This window comes from Flavobacterium sp. KMS (assembly GCF_000813005.1).
Taxonomy (GTDB): domain Bacteria; phylum Bacteroidota; class Bacteroidia; order Flavobacteriales; family Flavobacteriaceae; genus Flavobacterium.
The window spans coordinates 287,224-301,832 of record NZ_JSYP01000002.1; the positions used below are offsets into that span (position 1 = coordinate 287,224).

Sequence of the window (14,609 nt, forward strand, 5' to 3'; positions counted from 1 at the left end):
TGCTTAATACAAAACCCAATCCTCGATTCACATACTTAATGAATCTTAATCTTTTAATGGTTTAAAAAATTACTCGACTATAGTTCTAAAAGTCAGGTTTACTCTAGGTTTAGATATTGTTTTAGTTTGAGGTAATCGGTGCAACCAATGGGTTTGTGTAGTATCTTTCATGACCAATAAACTACCATGTTCTAAGATTAAAGAAACGGTTTCTTTAGTTTCTTTATGTTTAAAGGCAAACTTTCGTTCCGCACCAAAACTTACCGAAGCAATAGCACCATTCTTTTTCAAATCTTTTTCGGCATCGCTGTGCCACGCCATTCCTTCGTCGCCAGAATGATATAAATTAAGCAAACAGGAATTAAAGGTTTCTCCGGTTTTTTCTTCGATAACCTTTTTTAATTCTAATAATTCTTTAGTCCACGGAAGTGCCTTTTTTGTAGTGTTAGAATAAGTGTATTCAAAAGGAGAATCGCCATACCAAGCCACTTTACGTTTTGTAATTATTAATTTCCCAAAGATAATTGCTTCGTCATTTCTCCATTCGATAGTATTGAGTAATATATCTCGATAATGATTTGAATTTTCTCTGGAAAATAGTTTACCATAATAATTTACAGTTCCGTCTTTAGGTAATAAATTGGTCGTTTCGTCTATTTCGGGATTAAATAAGTCCATCTTTCCAGTTTTTATATTCAGCTTTCATACAATGTCCACAGGGTCTAAAGCTATTTTGTTTAGCTTCATTTTCGGATAAAAAGAAAACCCGATTTTCATGTTTCATTCTTTTACCAGAAGAACATTTTAAAGTTCCGTAAATTTTTAGCTTTCGGTTTCCACCAAAGCAAATTTCTGCATTTTTAATTTTATTCCGAAGATTTAAATCTGAAATTTCAATATGATAAATCATTTCTTTTATACGTTTGTTTTACTGTAGAGACGCACCATAGTGCGTCTAGGCAAAGATTACCCTATTTTTTGCCACAGATTAAAAGGATCAGAATGATTTATAAATCTGCCATATCTGCTAAATCTGCGTGAAAAAAATTATGTATTATATTTTACCGCAATTTTTATCCTGTAGAGACGCACCACAGTGCGTCTACACGAAGATTGTCCTTATAGATTAATTACGTGATGTTAGACGCACAGCGGTGCGTCTCTACAGATATACTGTGCATTGAAACCTCTGCACCTCTGCACCTTAATTTAACGCATCATGAAAAATAATCCCCAGCGTATGTCGCTCGCCAGAATGAATCTCACTAACACCATGTTTCATATTAACACGGTAATAACCTTTAGAACCTTTTACGGGTCTGAAATTGGTGGTAAAAACTAGAATATCACCTTTTTTTGGTTTCAGAACTATGGCTTTCGATTGTGCTCTGGGAGTCTGTTGTGTTAATACAAATTCGCCACCAGTAAAATCTTCATCGGGTTCGTTTAGAAAAAGTACAATCTGAATCGGAAAATAAACATCGCCATATAAATCTTGATGTAAAGTATTAAAACCGCTTTTGCCATATTTTAAAATTAAAACAGTTGCTTTTAATTGATTATTGGCGTGACATTGTTCGAGTAATTTCTCGTGCGTTTCTGGAAAAATAGTATTGATATTTAATACTTTCATCCATGCATTTGCAATTGGAGCAAGTTTAGGATAAATAGCTGTTCGAATTGTTTGGATTAAATCTGGCAATGGATAATTAAAATATTTGTATTCGCCTAAACCAAATCGATAACGTTCCATAACGACCGTTTTTCGGTATAAATTGGGATTTGAATAATCGAATTTCAAATCTTCACATTGATCGTTATTAAGCACATTAGGAATTATTGCATATCCATTTTCGTGCATAGATTTGGTGATGCTTTCCCAATTAAGAGAAGCAATTTTTGATTGTATATTTTGCATGGTAATTTTAGATGTTATTGAATTTATCATGAAGAATCATTCACATACAGTTTGTCTGTAGAGATGCACCGTAATGCATCTACGCAAAGAGTACTATATTTTTTGCCACAGATTAAAAGATTAAAATGATTTAAAATCTGCCATATCTGCTAAATCTGCGTGAAAAAAATTATGTATTATATTTTACCACAATTTCATTCTGTAGAGACGCACCGCAGTGCGTCTACGCAAAGATTGTCGACATAGAAATATGGAAATACATGACGTTAGACGTACTACGGTGCGTCTCTACAGATGTACGTTGTGTAGTGCAGGATTTACCTGTACGCCTTCCCAACCGATAATGGCTGTTTTTCGGGTATTTCCCCACATATATCCGCCAAAAGTTCCAGATGCTTGAATTACACGATGACAAGGAATAAGAAAAGCTACAGGATTACTGCCAATCGCGGTTCCTACTGCACGCGAAGCATTAGGTTTTTCTATTTGTTGTGCGATAGAACCGTAGGTGGAGAGTTGTCCCATGGGGATTTTGAGTAAGGTTTCCCAGACTTTTAATTGGAAATCAGTTCCTTTTAAATGCAGTTTTATTTCGGATAATTTACTCCAGTCATTCTGAAAAATAAATAGTGCATTTTGTTGTACCAAATCTAGTTTTCGGGAGAATGTTGCATTTGGGAATTTGTGTTGTAAATTTTCAAAACCAGTTTCTTCATTTTCGGCGAAAGCCATAAAACAAACGCCTTTACTAGTCGAAGCAACAATAATATTCCCAAACGGACTTTCGGCAAAACTGAAATTGATTTCTAGGTTTTTACCTCCGTTTTTATATTCGGCTGGCGTCATTCCTTCGATGTTTACAAATAAGTCATGAAGGCGACTTGTACCCGAAAGACCAGTATCGAAAGCGGCATCAGATAAAGTTGCCTGATTGTTTTCTTTGAGGATTTTTTTTGCGTGTTCGACACTAATATATTGCAAGAATTTCTTCGGACTTGTTCCTGCCCATTCGGTAAATAAACGCTGAAAGTGAAACGGACTTAAATGCACTTTTTCGGCAACCTCATCTAAGTTGGGTTGCTCCTTAAAGTTAGCTTTGATATAATCTATTGCATCGGCAATGCGATTATAATTAATGTTTTCCTGTGTATTCATTTCGTTCAATTTTATAATACAAATATCGACAGGATTCTTCGGTCATAAAATCCGAAACTTGCTGTTTTTTTACCGCAAAGTGCGCTAAGATTTACGCAAAGCACGCTATGTTTTTTGCTCGCAAAGTCGCAGAGACGCAAAGTTTTCTGCAATATTGTCACCCTGAGCGAAGTCGAAGGGCGTAAAGTACGTCGACAAAGATTGATTTAAAAATTTGTGTCTCTGCACCTTTGAGAGAGATTTACTCCGTTAGACTTTTAGTGTTATAATTGCTTCTCCATTTTGTAATTAATCAGTTCTACGCCTAATCTTATATTTCGTTGTTCGGCTTTTACAATAAAGCCTTTCTTTTCGAAGAATGGTTTTGCTGTTATACTTATGTCAGATGTTATGGTTTTTGTATGTTGTTTCTTTGCTTCAAGTTCTAATTCGGTTAAGATTTTATCAGCGATTCCTTGTCGTTGATATTCTTTATGAATGTAAAAGAAGTCGATGTAATTTCCATCTTTTAAAGTTCCAAAACCAGTAATTTTATTTGCTATAATTGCTAATAAAACAAATTGTGTATTGATAACTTCAATCCAGCGTTCGGTATTATCAACTCCCGAAATCCAAACATCAATTTGGACTGGATTATAATCGTCTTTGCAAACATGTTTTATAGTTTCGATATACAATTCCTGCATTTCTTTTAAATCGGAAATAGTAGCTTTTCGGAAGTTCATTGTATTTGTAATTAGATGATAAAGAAATTCAATTTATAGTAAAATGTACTTTGTTTTATTTTGATTTCCTTCAATTTTAAAAATCTTAAGTTCCACTCCTTTTTTTAAATCCCTACTTGCTGTAGCAGATGATATTTCTTTAAAAACATTCATATAATCTTTTCTTGTAAATTCACGAACTCCTAGCATCGAAAAGTAATCCAGGCGGTCTATATCTCTTATTGTTCTATTGTTGTAGTTCAATAAATTCTCCAACGATGTATTTATGACCCCAAGCATATACTCAATAAAGTGAGTTGATTTTCCAGTATTGTCGCTTGTTTCAAGTGATTTGTAATATTCTTTTTGGGTCTGGCTAATTAAAGTTTCAAAAGGTAAAAATTCAAAAACGGGATATTCATTCATTAAAATTAAGGTTTGCCATAATCTTCCCATTCTACCATTTCCATCTAAAAAAGGATGAATGAACTCCATTTCATAATGAAAAACACAACTTTTTATTAGAGTTAATTCATCTTTATCTTTTAAATAATCAAATAAATCATTCATTAAATGAGGAACATTGCCATGTGGCGGGGCAACATGTGTAACTTTTAAACCTTTTACTATTCCAACACCTTGTTTTCGATATTTTCCAAAATCAGGAATTAAACCTTTCATCAATGCAGAGTGTGCATTTAAAAAGCTTTTAGATGATGTTGATTTGTACTGATCTAATTTTTCATATACCTTAATGGCATTAAGAACTTCAAGGACATCTTTTTCAGGACCAATGACACGTTTGTTTTCTATTAAAGCTGTAATTTGTTCTTCTGTCAAAGTGTTTCCTTCAATTTGTAAAGAAGAATGAATTGTTTTTATTCTGTTTTGTTTTCTTAACTGAGGAGATTGCTTGTCTAAATTGACGGCGTTTAGTGCTCCAATTTTTTCAGAAATAGAACTGATAAGTTTTAATATAATTGGAGTAATGTCATATGGAGGCTTCATGATAGTATCATTTGATGCTATCAAAAGTACTATTTTTTAATCTAATGTGATGTAGTTTTAGAAAAAACATTGATCACAACAACGCCAATAATGATTAATGCTAATCCTATTATTGCAGGTAAATCGGGAGTTTGTTTAAAGAATACAGCTCCAATAATAGTAATTAATACAATCCCAACTCCAGACCAAATAGCATAGGCAACACCAACAGGAATTGTTCTTATAGCAAAGCTAAGGAAGTAAAATGCACCTGCATATCCTATAAAAGTTATTATACTTGGGATAAGTTGAGTAAACTGTTCTGATTTTTTTAATGCTGAAGTTGCAATGATTTCAAATATAATGGCAATTCCTAAAAATAAAAAGTTTTTCATAATTCACGTTTTTACAAAGTTAACCTTTGTGTTTTAGTGAAAAGAAGAATTTGTTGAATATTGTTTTATTTCATTCAAATCTACTTTTTGGATGAGTTTTTCAGAAATTGGATCATAATAGCGATAGGGAATACTAGGTCCTAACCCACGAAAAGGTCCATCCTTATGATTTAAAAAAGCCGAATATCTTCCGCAGCACTCTAATGTTATGTAGCTAAAATTTGAATCACAACTATTAACCTGAACATTAATCCATTGTGGGACTTTACCATTTCGCCATAAATAATCAATTACAGTCGATTTTGTAGCAGGATTAATTGAGCTTGATTCATTGATTTTATCATCAGGATAAATTTCTTCATCGTTTTCTAGCTCATTTCCATCGTATGAACAATTAGTTTTAATTATGAATTTACAATCGTATGGTAATTTGTTTATTACCATTTTCTGTGTAAAATCAATAAGACCATCAAGGGCTTTATCCAGATTGATTTTAAAATCTTCTTTTGTCATGATTTATTTGCTGAGAAGGATGCTGAAAATCCAATAATCTAAAAACTATTTAAGTTTCCCTTAACGTTAACGTATAGAAACACTTATTAATTGATATCCATTTTCGGTTCTCAGGAAATCAAAATGATCCTGCGTGGAATCTTTTTTATCACGGTGATTAATAATAATACTCTTCATTGGATATTTCCAGTCTTTGGATTCATTACAATTATTAAAGTACTGATTGTATTTGTCTGCTTCGTAGATAAATTGATTTAGGCCATTTGTTGTAACAAAGTAATCACAAGTTGGATTGCTAAGTTCTAGCAATTTATCTTTTATGAGTTTGTAGTTTTTATTAATGAACTTAGTTTTTGGTTCACTTATCCAGCCCACAGGTTCTTTCCAATAGAAAAATTCTTCATAGGAATGTTTTAGTAAATTCTCTTTGGATAAATCTGTGAGTAAATTGTTTTTTAGCCACAATTTAAATTCTTTATCATAATTTATAAATGAATAGTATTGTCCATCAACACCAAGGAAATTTTCTCTTATCGGGTCTAAGCTTGGTTCTTTTGATTTTTGTAAAGAATAAAAATTCAGCTCATCATTATATACAAAGTTCTCAATAAGGATTTTGTTATTGGTATTAATAAGATAATCCTTTCCACCAGCCCAACTAAAATGATTGCAACCTCCACCATGATTATCATTTACTTTTTCGGCGCCTTTTAATGCTATAATCATTCCGTTTATAACTTTGGTTATGCTGCTATATTCGGCAGGAATTACAATTTTACCATCACCATTAAACACGCCCATTTTATCAGTTTTTGGGTCTCGAAATCTAATAAAACCTTCATTCTCGCAATCAGGACCATTGTCGAATATATACAAACTATCTCGACCAACTATTTTTCCAGTCTTTGTTAGATAATAGTTTTTCCAACTTTCATTTTCTTCTTCGGAAACAACAATAATATCATCAAATTTATGGGCAATTGTCATTCCCATAAATTTAGGTTCGATTTTTATAATGCCGTTTTTATCTTTATATCCGGTATGCGTTGTGTCTTTATCCCAGAATGCAGTCCATGTATCATTATTTTGTGCAAATGACATACAGTTTATAAGGAGAAATATATAGAGGAAGAAAATGCGTTTCATTGCTGTTTATCTATTTAAAATCGTATTCGTAATTTATTTCTTTTAAATCTTCTTCTAGTAATTCCCAATCTTCAATTTCGTCTACAATAGACAAAACCATTTCTTTGGTCAGGATTTTACCTTGATAAATTTCGGTTACAGTTTTTAATGGAATTCCAGTTTCTTTATAAGATTCATCAAAATACTCGCTTGCCCAATCGATATATGTTTGCGGATTTCCATCAAAAATAGTTAGTAATTCTGCTGAGTTGTCATTATAATCTTCAATCGTTCCAACTTCCCAATTCTCGGTTTCGTTTGTCCACAAACAAAATGTTGTTCCAAAGGATGCAACAGGCTCACCAAAAATAAAGTCATTATAAATCTCAGGAAGGTTTTTAGTCAGATCACTTTTCTCGTTATGCTGATATTCGTGTGCAAAACCATTTATTACGCAATGATTTTCGAGAAAAAGAATATTCATTAAATCTCCAGATTCGTCTCTCATTTCGAAAAATTCTTCGCCTTCTCCCCATTTAGAGTTGTAGGAGTAATATCGATATTCCCATTCTTGGCAAATAATAGCGTCCAGAACTGAAATTGCTTTGCAGATATTCTGGAGTGAATTTTTATTAGGTAATAATTTAAAGTCTTTTGTAGAAATCATGTTTGTTTATATTTTATCAGTTCCGAACTGTATTTCTTTGGCTTCGTCATAACAATCGGAGCATAATATTTTGAAATCGGCTAAATTTTCAAATGCTTCATTCCACTCTTCGCCGTTATCGAGTAGCCATTGCTCACATGATCCACACCAGGCAATTTGCGGTAGATTTTCTTCGGCTTCGGAATAAAAAAAGCCAACTTTTTCTTTTTTGTCTATTGCCATTGCAAGATGTATACAGGCAAAAGACATATCTTTTGAACCATGTAGTTCACATATAACTTTTTCAATCATATTTTTAATCGTAATTAATCTAATCGGGTTTGTTTACATTATAGATAGTTGAGGTTTTAAAATATTCAAGTTCATTACGTTGATATGATTAACTAATTCTTGATTTGATTTTAAAACATTTTCTTTATCCTAATAATGTTTTATAGCTAATATATAAATATAATCTAGGAGTTAGTTCCTGAATGTAAAAAGAAAGGTCTTAAATTAATTTGATGATTTTGTTTGCGTGAGGGATAGGAGGTAGCTACCAAAGTAGCCCGGATAGCCCGACAGCATTAAAGAAAAGAGCCAATGAACTAATGCTCATCGGCTCTTTTTTTTAATGGTGGCACGCCCAAATTATAAAATTTAGATTTTAAAAAGAAATCCGATTTTTTTAAGGATTTAGTGATAATCCGACACTAAAAAACAATCTCACTTTATCGATATTATTTATCCAGGAAGTATCAAAATGGATTGGACCCAAAATGGATTGGTAGGAAATCGCGGCTCCTCCAGATATTACAAGGCTAGGGTCGAAGCCATCATCCCATTTTCCTTTTGGACTAAATGCCTTATTAATGTATTTATCAAAAGATTCAAACCCAACAGTTGCAATATTAAAATGGGGAGTAAGATAGATTTTTCCCATAAGATTTATTTGAGAAGCAATTTTTAAGCCCATATATTGTGAAACATTGAGTTCATCTTCATGTAGGCCAGGAAATGAAAAACGATTACTACCAGAACTTGGTATAATTCCTCCTAAGAAATATTTTGAAGCATAACCAAAATCTGAATATGAAATTTGATCGTCTTTAAGTTTATCCTCAAAAATAAAATAAGAATCAAACGCAATGATTCCTGTGATTTTCTTTCTTAAGAGGGCTCTCTTTTCAAAGCTGAAACCAAATTTTGTATAACCATTGGTTGCGCCAGATATGCTTGTTTGATCTGGGTCGTTAAAAGAGGTGTAGACATCTGTTAACAATGAGCGGGTTACATTTGCTTTTATAATTGTTCCATTTTCGGCAAAGAAAACTTTATCCATATTATTGTAGGCATAATGCATGTTTACTTCGATACTGTTTAAGGAGTAATCGGTGATATCGACCGAGTCAGGATTGTATTCTCTGTCGTATTTTGGTTTTAAATTGGCGTATTGATAGTGTAAACCATAGCCAAAATAACTTTTTAATGAATTTAAATTTCTGTTAATCTCATTATTAAATTCAAAATAATTATAAAGTACATTATCTGAAGCTTTACCATCAAAATAGATTTCTTGCCTTAAAAAAGCTCCATAAAGTTCAGATGACCACCACCAGTCTCTGTTTTTTCCGAAATTTTTCTGAAAATTGATTCTTGCTTTTGGCTGCTCAGCAATATCCACTGTTACAAGAAGACGAGATGCTCTGGCAAGAACATTTCTTGCGGTGTAATTAAAAATGATTCCAACGCCTCGGTAAGTATCGTAATGTACGGATGTGTTGAGTTGGTTTTTTGCGCGTTCATGTCCAAATAGAGTAACTCCTAGTTTGTCGCCATCTTTGATGAAATAACTGTATGTAATTTCATCAAAAAGATTGGTACCCATGGCTCTGTTAATGCCTGCTATTAAATCTTTGGTGGTATATTTTGTATTTGTTTTAAGATTTATTCTTCCTAATACCAAAGCAAGGTTTTCGGGACTAATTTTTTTGTAAACAATAGTGTCAAGAACAAATTCTGCGGGTATGTTTGGTAATTCGTGAATTCGTTGTGTGTATCCTTTTAATTTTTCGGATAATGCGATTAAAGCTGGAAGGTTTTCTGCTGTTGCGATTTTACCATCTTTGTAGATTTCATCGCTATCTGCAAAATCAGCGGTAGAAAAACGTAAGTTCGGCAAATGATCGACTAAGATAGTACAGAGTTTTCGGTTTGCTGGATTCTTAATGTTACTCGGGAACATACTGGTTTGTGTCAATATAGTCACAAGATTATTCAGTTTGTCTATAGGTTCCAATCCACCACCTACATCACTACCAATAATAATATCGGCACCCATTTGTTTGGCAACATCTGTAGGGAAATTATTCATTACACCACCATCAACTAATACTGTTTTTTCATATGCCATAGGCTTAAAAATAGCAGGCAGAGACATACTGGCTCTCATGGCATAAGCAAGATTACCTTTGCTTAGAATAACTTCTTTTCCTTCGGATAAATCTGTAGCCATGGCTCTAAACGGTATTGGCAGACTGTCAAAATCTTTAACATTATATACAGGATAGGTCAATTCAGCAAGGTATTCTCTTAAATTTTGATCATTTAACAGAGAGCCAACGCTGTTTAGTTTTTTATCTTTAATTCCTATTCCAACTAAATAGCGCTGAAATTCTCTTTTTTCCTCTACACTTACAGATCTTAACGACTGGCCTCCGCCAAGTAATTTATCCCAATTAATGTTTTTGGTTAATTTTTCGATACTATCGCCAGAATATCCCATGGCATATAAGCCTCCTATAACGCTTCCCATACTATTCCCAACAATAAGATCAGGAACGATGTGTAGAGAATCTAGTTTTTGTAAAAGCGGAATATGCGCAATTCCTTTTGCTCCGCCACCACTTAAAACCAAAACGACTTTAGGTTTCTTTTCCTGAGAAAAAATAATTTGCGGGAGAATAAGTAAAAATAAGAAGATGATTAAAAAAGTTGTTTTTTTCAAGTTTGTACTATTTAAGTATTTGAGAAATAGATTCTTATTTTAATTATTAAAAGTAAGTAGATATTTATAAACGTGCAATTTTTTGAGAGAAATGTTTTTTATGCCTGGTTGGGTGAGATTTTGATAAATTGTAGAGATAAATTATTGTAATTTAAAATATTGAAAGTGAGAATTACCGCATATCATCTCAGAAACTCCATTTTCTGTTTCAAAACCAATAAAATAAGCATTTAAAATCCCTGAATTTTCATCAATAGAATATCGCCAAACTTCTTTATTTTTATACACAAATTCTGTAAAGTTAGAATCATAGTCGATGTAAGTTGCAATTTCTGCTTTTTTACAAAAAATCACTGGCTCAGTTTTTATGAAACACCATTCTTTCGATTTTTTGTAAAGCTCAAAAAATAATATTTCATTGGAATTAATTGTTAACATTTCTCCAATCAAACCATTTTCATCGGGCATAACCCAATTTGAATCGGTGCTAATTTTTTTCCAATTTCCAGATATGTTTTTCAACAAATTTTCTCTGACGATTGATTTTAAAGAATCATATTTTTTATATGCAATTTGTCCTAGTTCGTTGTCGGGAATAATATGATGGGCAAAAAAAAATAATTGGATTGCTTTTTCATTTTGCCCCTTTTGTAAAAAAGATTCTCCTAAATCAAATCTGTCTTTTTGAAATTCATATTTAGAATTGCCTTGGGCGGTTAATTCAATAGACACAATTAAAAAAATAATGATAAAAATATAATTTTTCATGTTTTTTAGATTGTTACAATAATACAAAAACCCTCACATTTCTGCAAGGGTTCTAATATTCAGTTAATTTTAAAAATCTATCCCGAAGCTTCGGGACTATAATCTTAAATCTAAAATTAATCTAGTATCTGTAGTATTCTGGTTTGAAAGGACCTTCAACTGGAACACCAATATAAGCAGCTTGATCGTCACGTAAAGTTTCCAATTCAACTCCTAATTTAGCTAAGTGCAAAGCAGCAACTTTTTCATCTAAATGTTTTGGTAACATGTAAACGTCATTGTTGTAAGCAGCACTGTTTTTCCATAATTCGATTTGTGCCAAAGTTTGGTTTGTAAATGAGTTACTCATTACAAAACTTGGGTGACCTGTAGCACAACCAAGGTTTACTAAACGACCTTCAGCAAGAATGATGATATCTTTTCCAGCGATAGTATATTTGTCAACCTGAGGTTTGATTTCGATTTTAGATGCACCGTGGTTTTTGTTCAACCAAGCCATATCAATTTCGTTATCAAAGTGTCCGATGTTACAAACAACAGTTTTGTCTTTCATTTGCTCGAAGTGCTCTCCAAGAACGATATCTTTATTTCCAGTAGTTGTAATGATGATATCAGCATTAGCAATTACAGTGTTTAGTTTTTTAACTTCATAACCGTCCATTGCAGCTTGTAAAGCACAAATTGGGTCAATTTCAGTAACCGTTACAATAGATCCTGCACCTCTAAAAGAAGCAGCAGTTCCTTTTCCAACATCACCGTATCCACAAACGATAACTCTTTTTCCAGCTAACATTAAGTCAGTTGCACGACGTACAGCATCTACAGCAGATTCTTTACACCCGTATTTGTTATCAAATTTAGATTTAGTAACAGAGTCATTTACGTTAATTGCAGGCATTGGCAAAGTTCCAGCTTTTACTCTTTCGTAAAGTCTGTGTACACCAGTTGTAGTTTCTTCAGACAAACCTTTAATTCCAGCAACCAATTCAGGGTAACGGTCAATAACCATATTAGTTAAATCTCCACCATCATCAAGAATCATGTTCAATGGTTTTCTGTCTTCACCAAAGAATAAAGTTTGCTCGATACACCAGTCAAAATCCTCTTCGTTAAGACCTTTCCAAGCATAAACCTGAATTCCAGCAGCAGCAATAGCAGCAGCAGCCTGATCTTGAGTAGAGAAAATGTTACAAGAACTCCAAGTAACTTCAGCACCAAGAGCAATTAAAGTTTCGATTAAAACGGCAGTCTGGATAGTCATGTGTAAACATCCTGCAATACGAGAACCTGCAAGAGGTTGTTCGTCTTTATATTCAGCACGAAGCGCCATTAAACCTGGCATTTCAGCTTCAGCTAGTTCAATTTCTTTTCTTCCCCAAGCCGCTAGAGAGATGTCTTTTACTTTGAAAGCCACAAAAGGCATAGTTGTAGTACTCATTTATAGTATATTTGTAATTGTAAATTTTTTTTGCAAATTTACGGAATAACTTTATAATTTAACTAATTTCTAAAAGATTTGTGAAATGTTTAATCACTTAATCTTTTGAACATTAGATAAATAATATAATTGTCATATTGAGCATAGTCAAAATATGAAGCTATTTCCTGCTGTCCACTATATCTATTGCGGCGAACACCGCCACAATAGGATGCCGTTACCATCAGGGCTAGAAACGTAAGAGATTACAAGTGTATATGAACTTCTATTTCTTAATATAGCAAAAGAGAAAATTATAAATATTTGGCTTCAGAATATTTTCGACAGGAGCAAAATTTATAATTCATAATTTATAATTCACAATTAAAACAAATGCCTTTACATCAAACAATACAGTTTAACCCAACAACACAAATTTTAATTTGGAAGATAACCGAGTCTTTCGAAGAGTTGCTTGATAAAGTAGTTTTAAAAGAAAAAACACAACTTCGTTTAAACGGAATGAAATCTGATTTGCATAAACGAGGATTCTTAAGTGTACGTATGCTTATGCAAGAAGCAGGTTTTACCGATCTGGATTTGCATTATGACCAATTCGGAAAGCCGTATTTAAGTTGCCATAATCATATATCAATTACACATTCGCATAATTTTTCGGCAATAATTATTAGCGAAGAAACCGTAGGAATCGATATCGAACTCCAACGCGAAAAAATCTTAAGAATTGCTGATAAATTTGTAGATAGAGAATTCGATTATTTAAATTCCGATGCATTAGAAGAATACATAAAAAAACTCACCGTAATTTGGGGAGCAAAAGAAGCCATCTTCAAAATCCGAAACGAAAAAGGAATCAGTTTTAAAGACCATATTCGTGTAAATTCTTTCTCTCTGGAGGAAAACAAAACATTGGCAAGCCTACATTTTGATGATTTGGTAAAAGACTTTGTAGTGTACTATGAAGAAATAGAAAATTTTACTTTAGTCTACGCGCTGGAGAAGTAGTTTTTAGTAATTAGTATTCAGTCGCAGTTTTCAGTTTCAGTGAAAAAGTCTCGGTTTTCAGTTGCAGTATTCAGTAAAATCAAAATAATAATCTGCTAAAATCAGCCAAATCTGCGTGGTAAAAAATAGTCGCAGTATTTAGTTTCAGTAATCAGATGCGCACCTTTAATAATTCTTAGCGTTTCTTCGTGTTTCCTTTGCGAACCTTTGTGTAATAATCCACGTAATACAATCTAGGCTTTCGAGCGGTTTTCAAACATATTCAAATAAAGAAACGTACTCATTTTTCGAGCTCTTCGTTTAAGAGTATCTACATTTTCTCCTTCAAAAAGTTCTTCCAGTGTTTCAAACCACATATTTAGCCAGATTCCAAACTCATGCGATGAAATCTGATGGTTAAAATGATCATCAACTTTATTGTGCGCTTCAATAGGATTGCCTTTGTATTTTTTGACAGCGAATAAATTGGTTTCCCAAAAATCGGTTAGTTTCTCCAGGTGTTCATCCCAATCTTTAATCATATCATTAAAATAAAAGCCAATCTCAGTATTGGCTCTTATTTTTGTATAGAAAGTGTTTACCAGAAGCGATATATCTTCTCTGTTTTCTATTTGTTTTTTCATAACTAAATGTTATTTATAATAATAAACAAGATACTGAAAAAGACGCTTGTTATAATTAGGTTAAAAACCGTTTTATGGCTCATTTGTGCCAAGATAGAAGTATTAGCAATGATATTAGCAAATACAATTATTGCAAGCTGAATCATTTGTGTTACCGATGTTCCATTAGCCAGAACAAACATTGCTGCAGCTGCACCAAGACAGCTTTGTCCAATAATTGCCATAGTTGCAGAACCAATGTAACTTTTATTAAAATTTTCGAATGTTGAGTTATAAAGTGTCATGATATATAATTTTAGAGTAACAAAGTTACAGCCTACATATA

General features: G+C 32.8%; 17 protein-coding genes. 1 reads left to right on the forward strand and 16 read right to left on the reverse strand.

What is annotated here, in order from left to right; all coding sequences use genetic code 11:
* Positions 1-69: 69 nt before the first annotated feature.
* The 14 genes from OA93_RS03960 to ahcY all read right to left on the reverse strand — a co-directional run bounded on the left by OA93_RS03960 (position 70) and on the right by ahcY (position 12,656).
* Positions 70-678, reverse strand: a complete 609-nt coding sequence (locus OA93_RS03960; protein WP_039111826.1) for an alpha-ketoglutarate-dependent dioxygenase AlkB — start codon at positions 676-678, stop codon at positions 70-72.
* Positions 665-910: an Ada metal-binding domain-containing protein gene (locus OA93_RS03965; RefSeq protein ID WP_039111827.1), complete on the reverse strand. Its 246-nt coding sequence runs from the start codon at positions 908-910 to the stop codon at positions 665-667. The genes OA93_RS03960 and OA93_RS03965 overlap by 14 nt, the downstream gene beginning before the upstream one ends.
* Positions 911-1,204: 294 nt before the next feature.
* Positions 1,205-1,918 carry a 2OG-Fe(II) oxygenase gene (locus tag OA93_RS03970; protein WP_039111929.1) on the reverse strand — a complete coding sequence of 238 codons (714 nt, stop codon included), beginning with the start codon at positions 1,916-1,918 and terminating at the stop codon, positions 1,205-1,207.
* 288 nt (positions 1,919-2,206) lie between these two features.
* Positions 2,207-3,073 (reverse strand): methylated-DNA--[protein]-cysteine S-methyltransferase, encoded by an 867-nt coding sequence (locus OA93_RS03975; protein ID WP_039111828.1) that lies wholly within the window; start codon positions 3,071-3,073, stop codon positions 2,207-2,209.
* Between the two features lie 263 nt (positions 3,074-3,336).
* A complete protein-coding gene (locus OA93_RS03980) occupies positions 3,337-3,798 on the reverse strand; it encodes a GNAT family N-acetyltransferase (RefSeq protein WP_039111829.1) in 462 nt (153 codons plus the stop codon).
* A 33-nt stretch (positions 3,799-3,831) separates the two neighbouring features.
* On the reverse strand, positions 3,832-4,785 hold the full coding sequence (locus OA93_RS03985) for a Fic family protein (RefSeq protein ID WP_039111830.1): 954 nt from the start codon (positions 4,783-4,785) through the stop codon (positions 3,832-3,834).
* Between the two features lie 41 nt (positions 4,786-4,826).
* Complete coding sequence (locus OA93_RS03990; RefSeq protein ID WP_035623719.1) at positions 4,827-5,159, reverse strand: multidrug efflux SMR transporter; 333 nt, start codon at positions 5,157-5,159, stop codon at positions 4,827-4,829.
* 33 nt (positions 5,160-5,192) lie between these two features.
* Positions 5,193-5,672, reverse strand: a complete 480-nt coding sequence (locus OA93_RS03995; RefSeq protein WP_039111831.1) for a hypothetical protein — start codon at positions 5,670-5,672, stop codon at positions 5,193-5,195.
* 66 nt (positions 5,673-5,738) lie between these two features.
* Complete coding sequence (locus tag OA93_RS04000) at positions 5,739-6,773, reverse strand: hypothetical protein (protein ID WP_039111832.1); 1,035 nt, start codon at positions 6,771-6,773, stop codon at positions 5,739-5,741.
* A gap of 55 nt (positions 6,774-6,828) precedes the next feature.
* Entirely contained in the window at positions 6,829-7,464 is a 636-nt protein-coding gene (locus OA93_RS04005; protein WP_039111833.1) for a hypothetical protein, read from the reverse strand.
* Between the two features lie 6 nt (positions 7,465-7,470).
* The gene (locus tag OA93_RS04010; protein WP_240474658.1) at positions 7,471-7,713 is read right to left on the reverse strand and encodes a hypothetical protein; all 243 of its coding nucleotides are present in this window, start codon (positions 7,711-7,713) and stop codon (positions 7,471-7,473) included.
* A 418-nt stretch (positions 7,714-8,131) separates the two neighbouring features.
* Positions 8,132-10,450 (reverse strand): patatin-like phospholipase family protein, encoded by a 2,319-nt coding sequence (locus OA93_RS04015; RefSeq protein WP_039111835.1) that lies wholly within the window; start codon positions 10,448-10,450, stop codon positions 8,132-8,134.
* 141 nt (positions 10,451-10,591) lie between these two features.
* Positions 10,592-11,218 (reverse strand): hypothetical protein, encoded by a 627-nt coding sequence (locus OA93_RS04020; RefSeq protein WP_039111836.1) that lies wholly within the window; start codon positions 11,216-11,218, stop codon positions 10,592-10,594.
* A 121-nt stretch (positions 11,219-11,339) separates the two neighbouring features.
* Entirely contained in the window at positions 11,340-12,656 is a 1,317-nt protein-coding gene (gene ahcY / locus OA93_RS04025; protein WP_039111837.1) for an adenosylhomocysteinase, read from the reverse strand.
* Between the two features lie 372 nt (positions 12,657-13,028).
* Between ahcY and OA93_RS04030 the strand changes: the two genes are divergently transcribed.
* On the forward strand, positions 13,029-13,661 hold the full coding sequence (locus OA93_RS04030) for a 4'-phosphopantetheinyl transferase superfamily protein (RefSeq protein ID WP_039111838.1): 633 nt from the start codon (positions 13,029-13,031) through the stop codon (positions 13,659-13,661).
* 233 nt (positions 13,662-13,894) lie between these two features.
* Here OA93_RS04030 and OA93_RS04035 read toward each other — a convergent pair whose 3' ends face one another.
* Positions 13,895-14,284 carry a group III truncated hemoglobin gene (locus tag OA93_RS04035; protein WP_039111839.1) on the reverse strand — a complete coding sequence of 130 codons (390 nt, stop codon included), beginning with the start codon at positions 14,282-14,284 and terminating at the stop codon, positions 13,895-13,897.
* Between the two features lie 2 nt (positions 14,285-14,286).
* Positions 14,287-14,568, reverse strand: coding sequence for a hypothetical protein (locus tag OA93_RS04040; RefSeq protein ID WP_039111840.1), 282 nt, complete (start codon positions 14,566-14,568; stop codon positions 14,287-14,289).
* Positions 14,569-14,609 lie beyond the last annotated feature (41 nt).

What these genes read in the sequence shown, in the direction of transcription:
- OA93_RS03975 (WP_039111828.1), bottom strand. Translation starts at nt 3,073, where the DNA reads ATGAATACACAGGAAAACATTAATTATAATCGCATTGCCGATGCAATA.
- OA93_RS04000 (WP_039111832.1), bottom strand. Translation starts at nt 6,773, where the DNA reads ATGTCATTTGCACAAAATAATGATACATGGACTGCATTCTGGGATAAA.
- OA93_RS03990 (WP_035623719.1), bottom strand. Translation starts at nt 5,159, where the DNA reads ATGAAAAACTTTTTATTTTTAGGAATTGCCATTATATTTGAAATCATT.
- ahcY (WP_039111837.1), bottom strand. Translation starts at nt 12,656, where the DNA reads ATGAGTACTACAACTATGCCTTTTGTGGCTTTCAAAGTAAAAGACATC.
- OA93_RS03985 (WP_039111830.1), bottom strand. Translation starts at nt 4,785, where the DNA reads ATGAAGCCTCCATATGACATTACTCCAATTATATTAAAACTTATCAGT.
- OA93_RS03995 (WP_039111831.1), bottom strand. Translation starts at nt 5,672, where the DNA reads ATGACAAAAGAAGATTTTAAAATCAATCTGGATAAAGCCCTTGATGGT.
- OA93_RS04020 (WP_039111836.1), bottom strand. Translation starts at nt 11,218, where the DNA reads ATGAAAAATTATATTTTTATCATTATTTTTTTAATTGTGTCTATTGAA.
- OA93_RS04010 (WP_240474658.1), bottom strand. Translation starts at nt 7,713, where the DNA reads ATGTCTTTTGCCTGTATACATCTTGCAATGGCAATAGACAAAAAAGAA.
- OA93_RS03970 (WP_039111929.1), bottom strand. Translation starts at nt 1,918, where the DNA reads ATGCAAAATATACAATCAAAAATTGCTTCTCTTAATTGGGAAAGCATC.
- OA93_RS04005 (WP_039111833.1), bottom strand. Translation starts at nt 7,464, where the DNA reads ATGATTTCTACAAAAGACTTTAAATTATTACCTAATAAAAATTCACTC.
- OA93_RS03960 (WP_039111826.1), bottom strand. Translation starts at nt 678, where the DNA reads ATGGACTTATTTAATCCCGAAATAGACGAAACGACCAATTTATTACCT.
- OA93_RS03980 (WP_039111829.1), bottom strand. Translation starts at nt 3,798, where the DNA reads ATGAACTTCCGAAAAGCTACTATTTCCGATTTAAAAGAAATGCAGGAA.
- OA93_RS04040 (WP_039111840.1), bottom strand. Translation starts at nt 14,568, where the DNA reads ATGACACTTTATAACTCAACATTCGAAAATTTTAATAAAAGTTACATT.
- OA93_RS04030 (WP_039111838.1), top strand. Translation starts at nt 13,029, where the DNA reads ATGCCTTTACATCAAACAATACAGTTTAACCCAACAACACAAATTTTA.
- OA93_RS04035 (WP_039111839.1), bottom strand. Translation starts at nt 14,284, where the DNA reads ATGAAAAAACAAATAGAAAACAGAGAAGATATATCGCTTCTGGTAAAC.
- OA93_RS03965 (WP_039111827.1), bottom strand. Translation starts at nt 910, where the DNA reads ATGATTTATCATATTGAAATTTCAGATTTAAATCTTCGGAATAAAATT.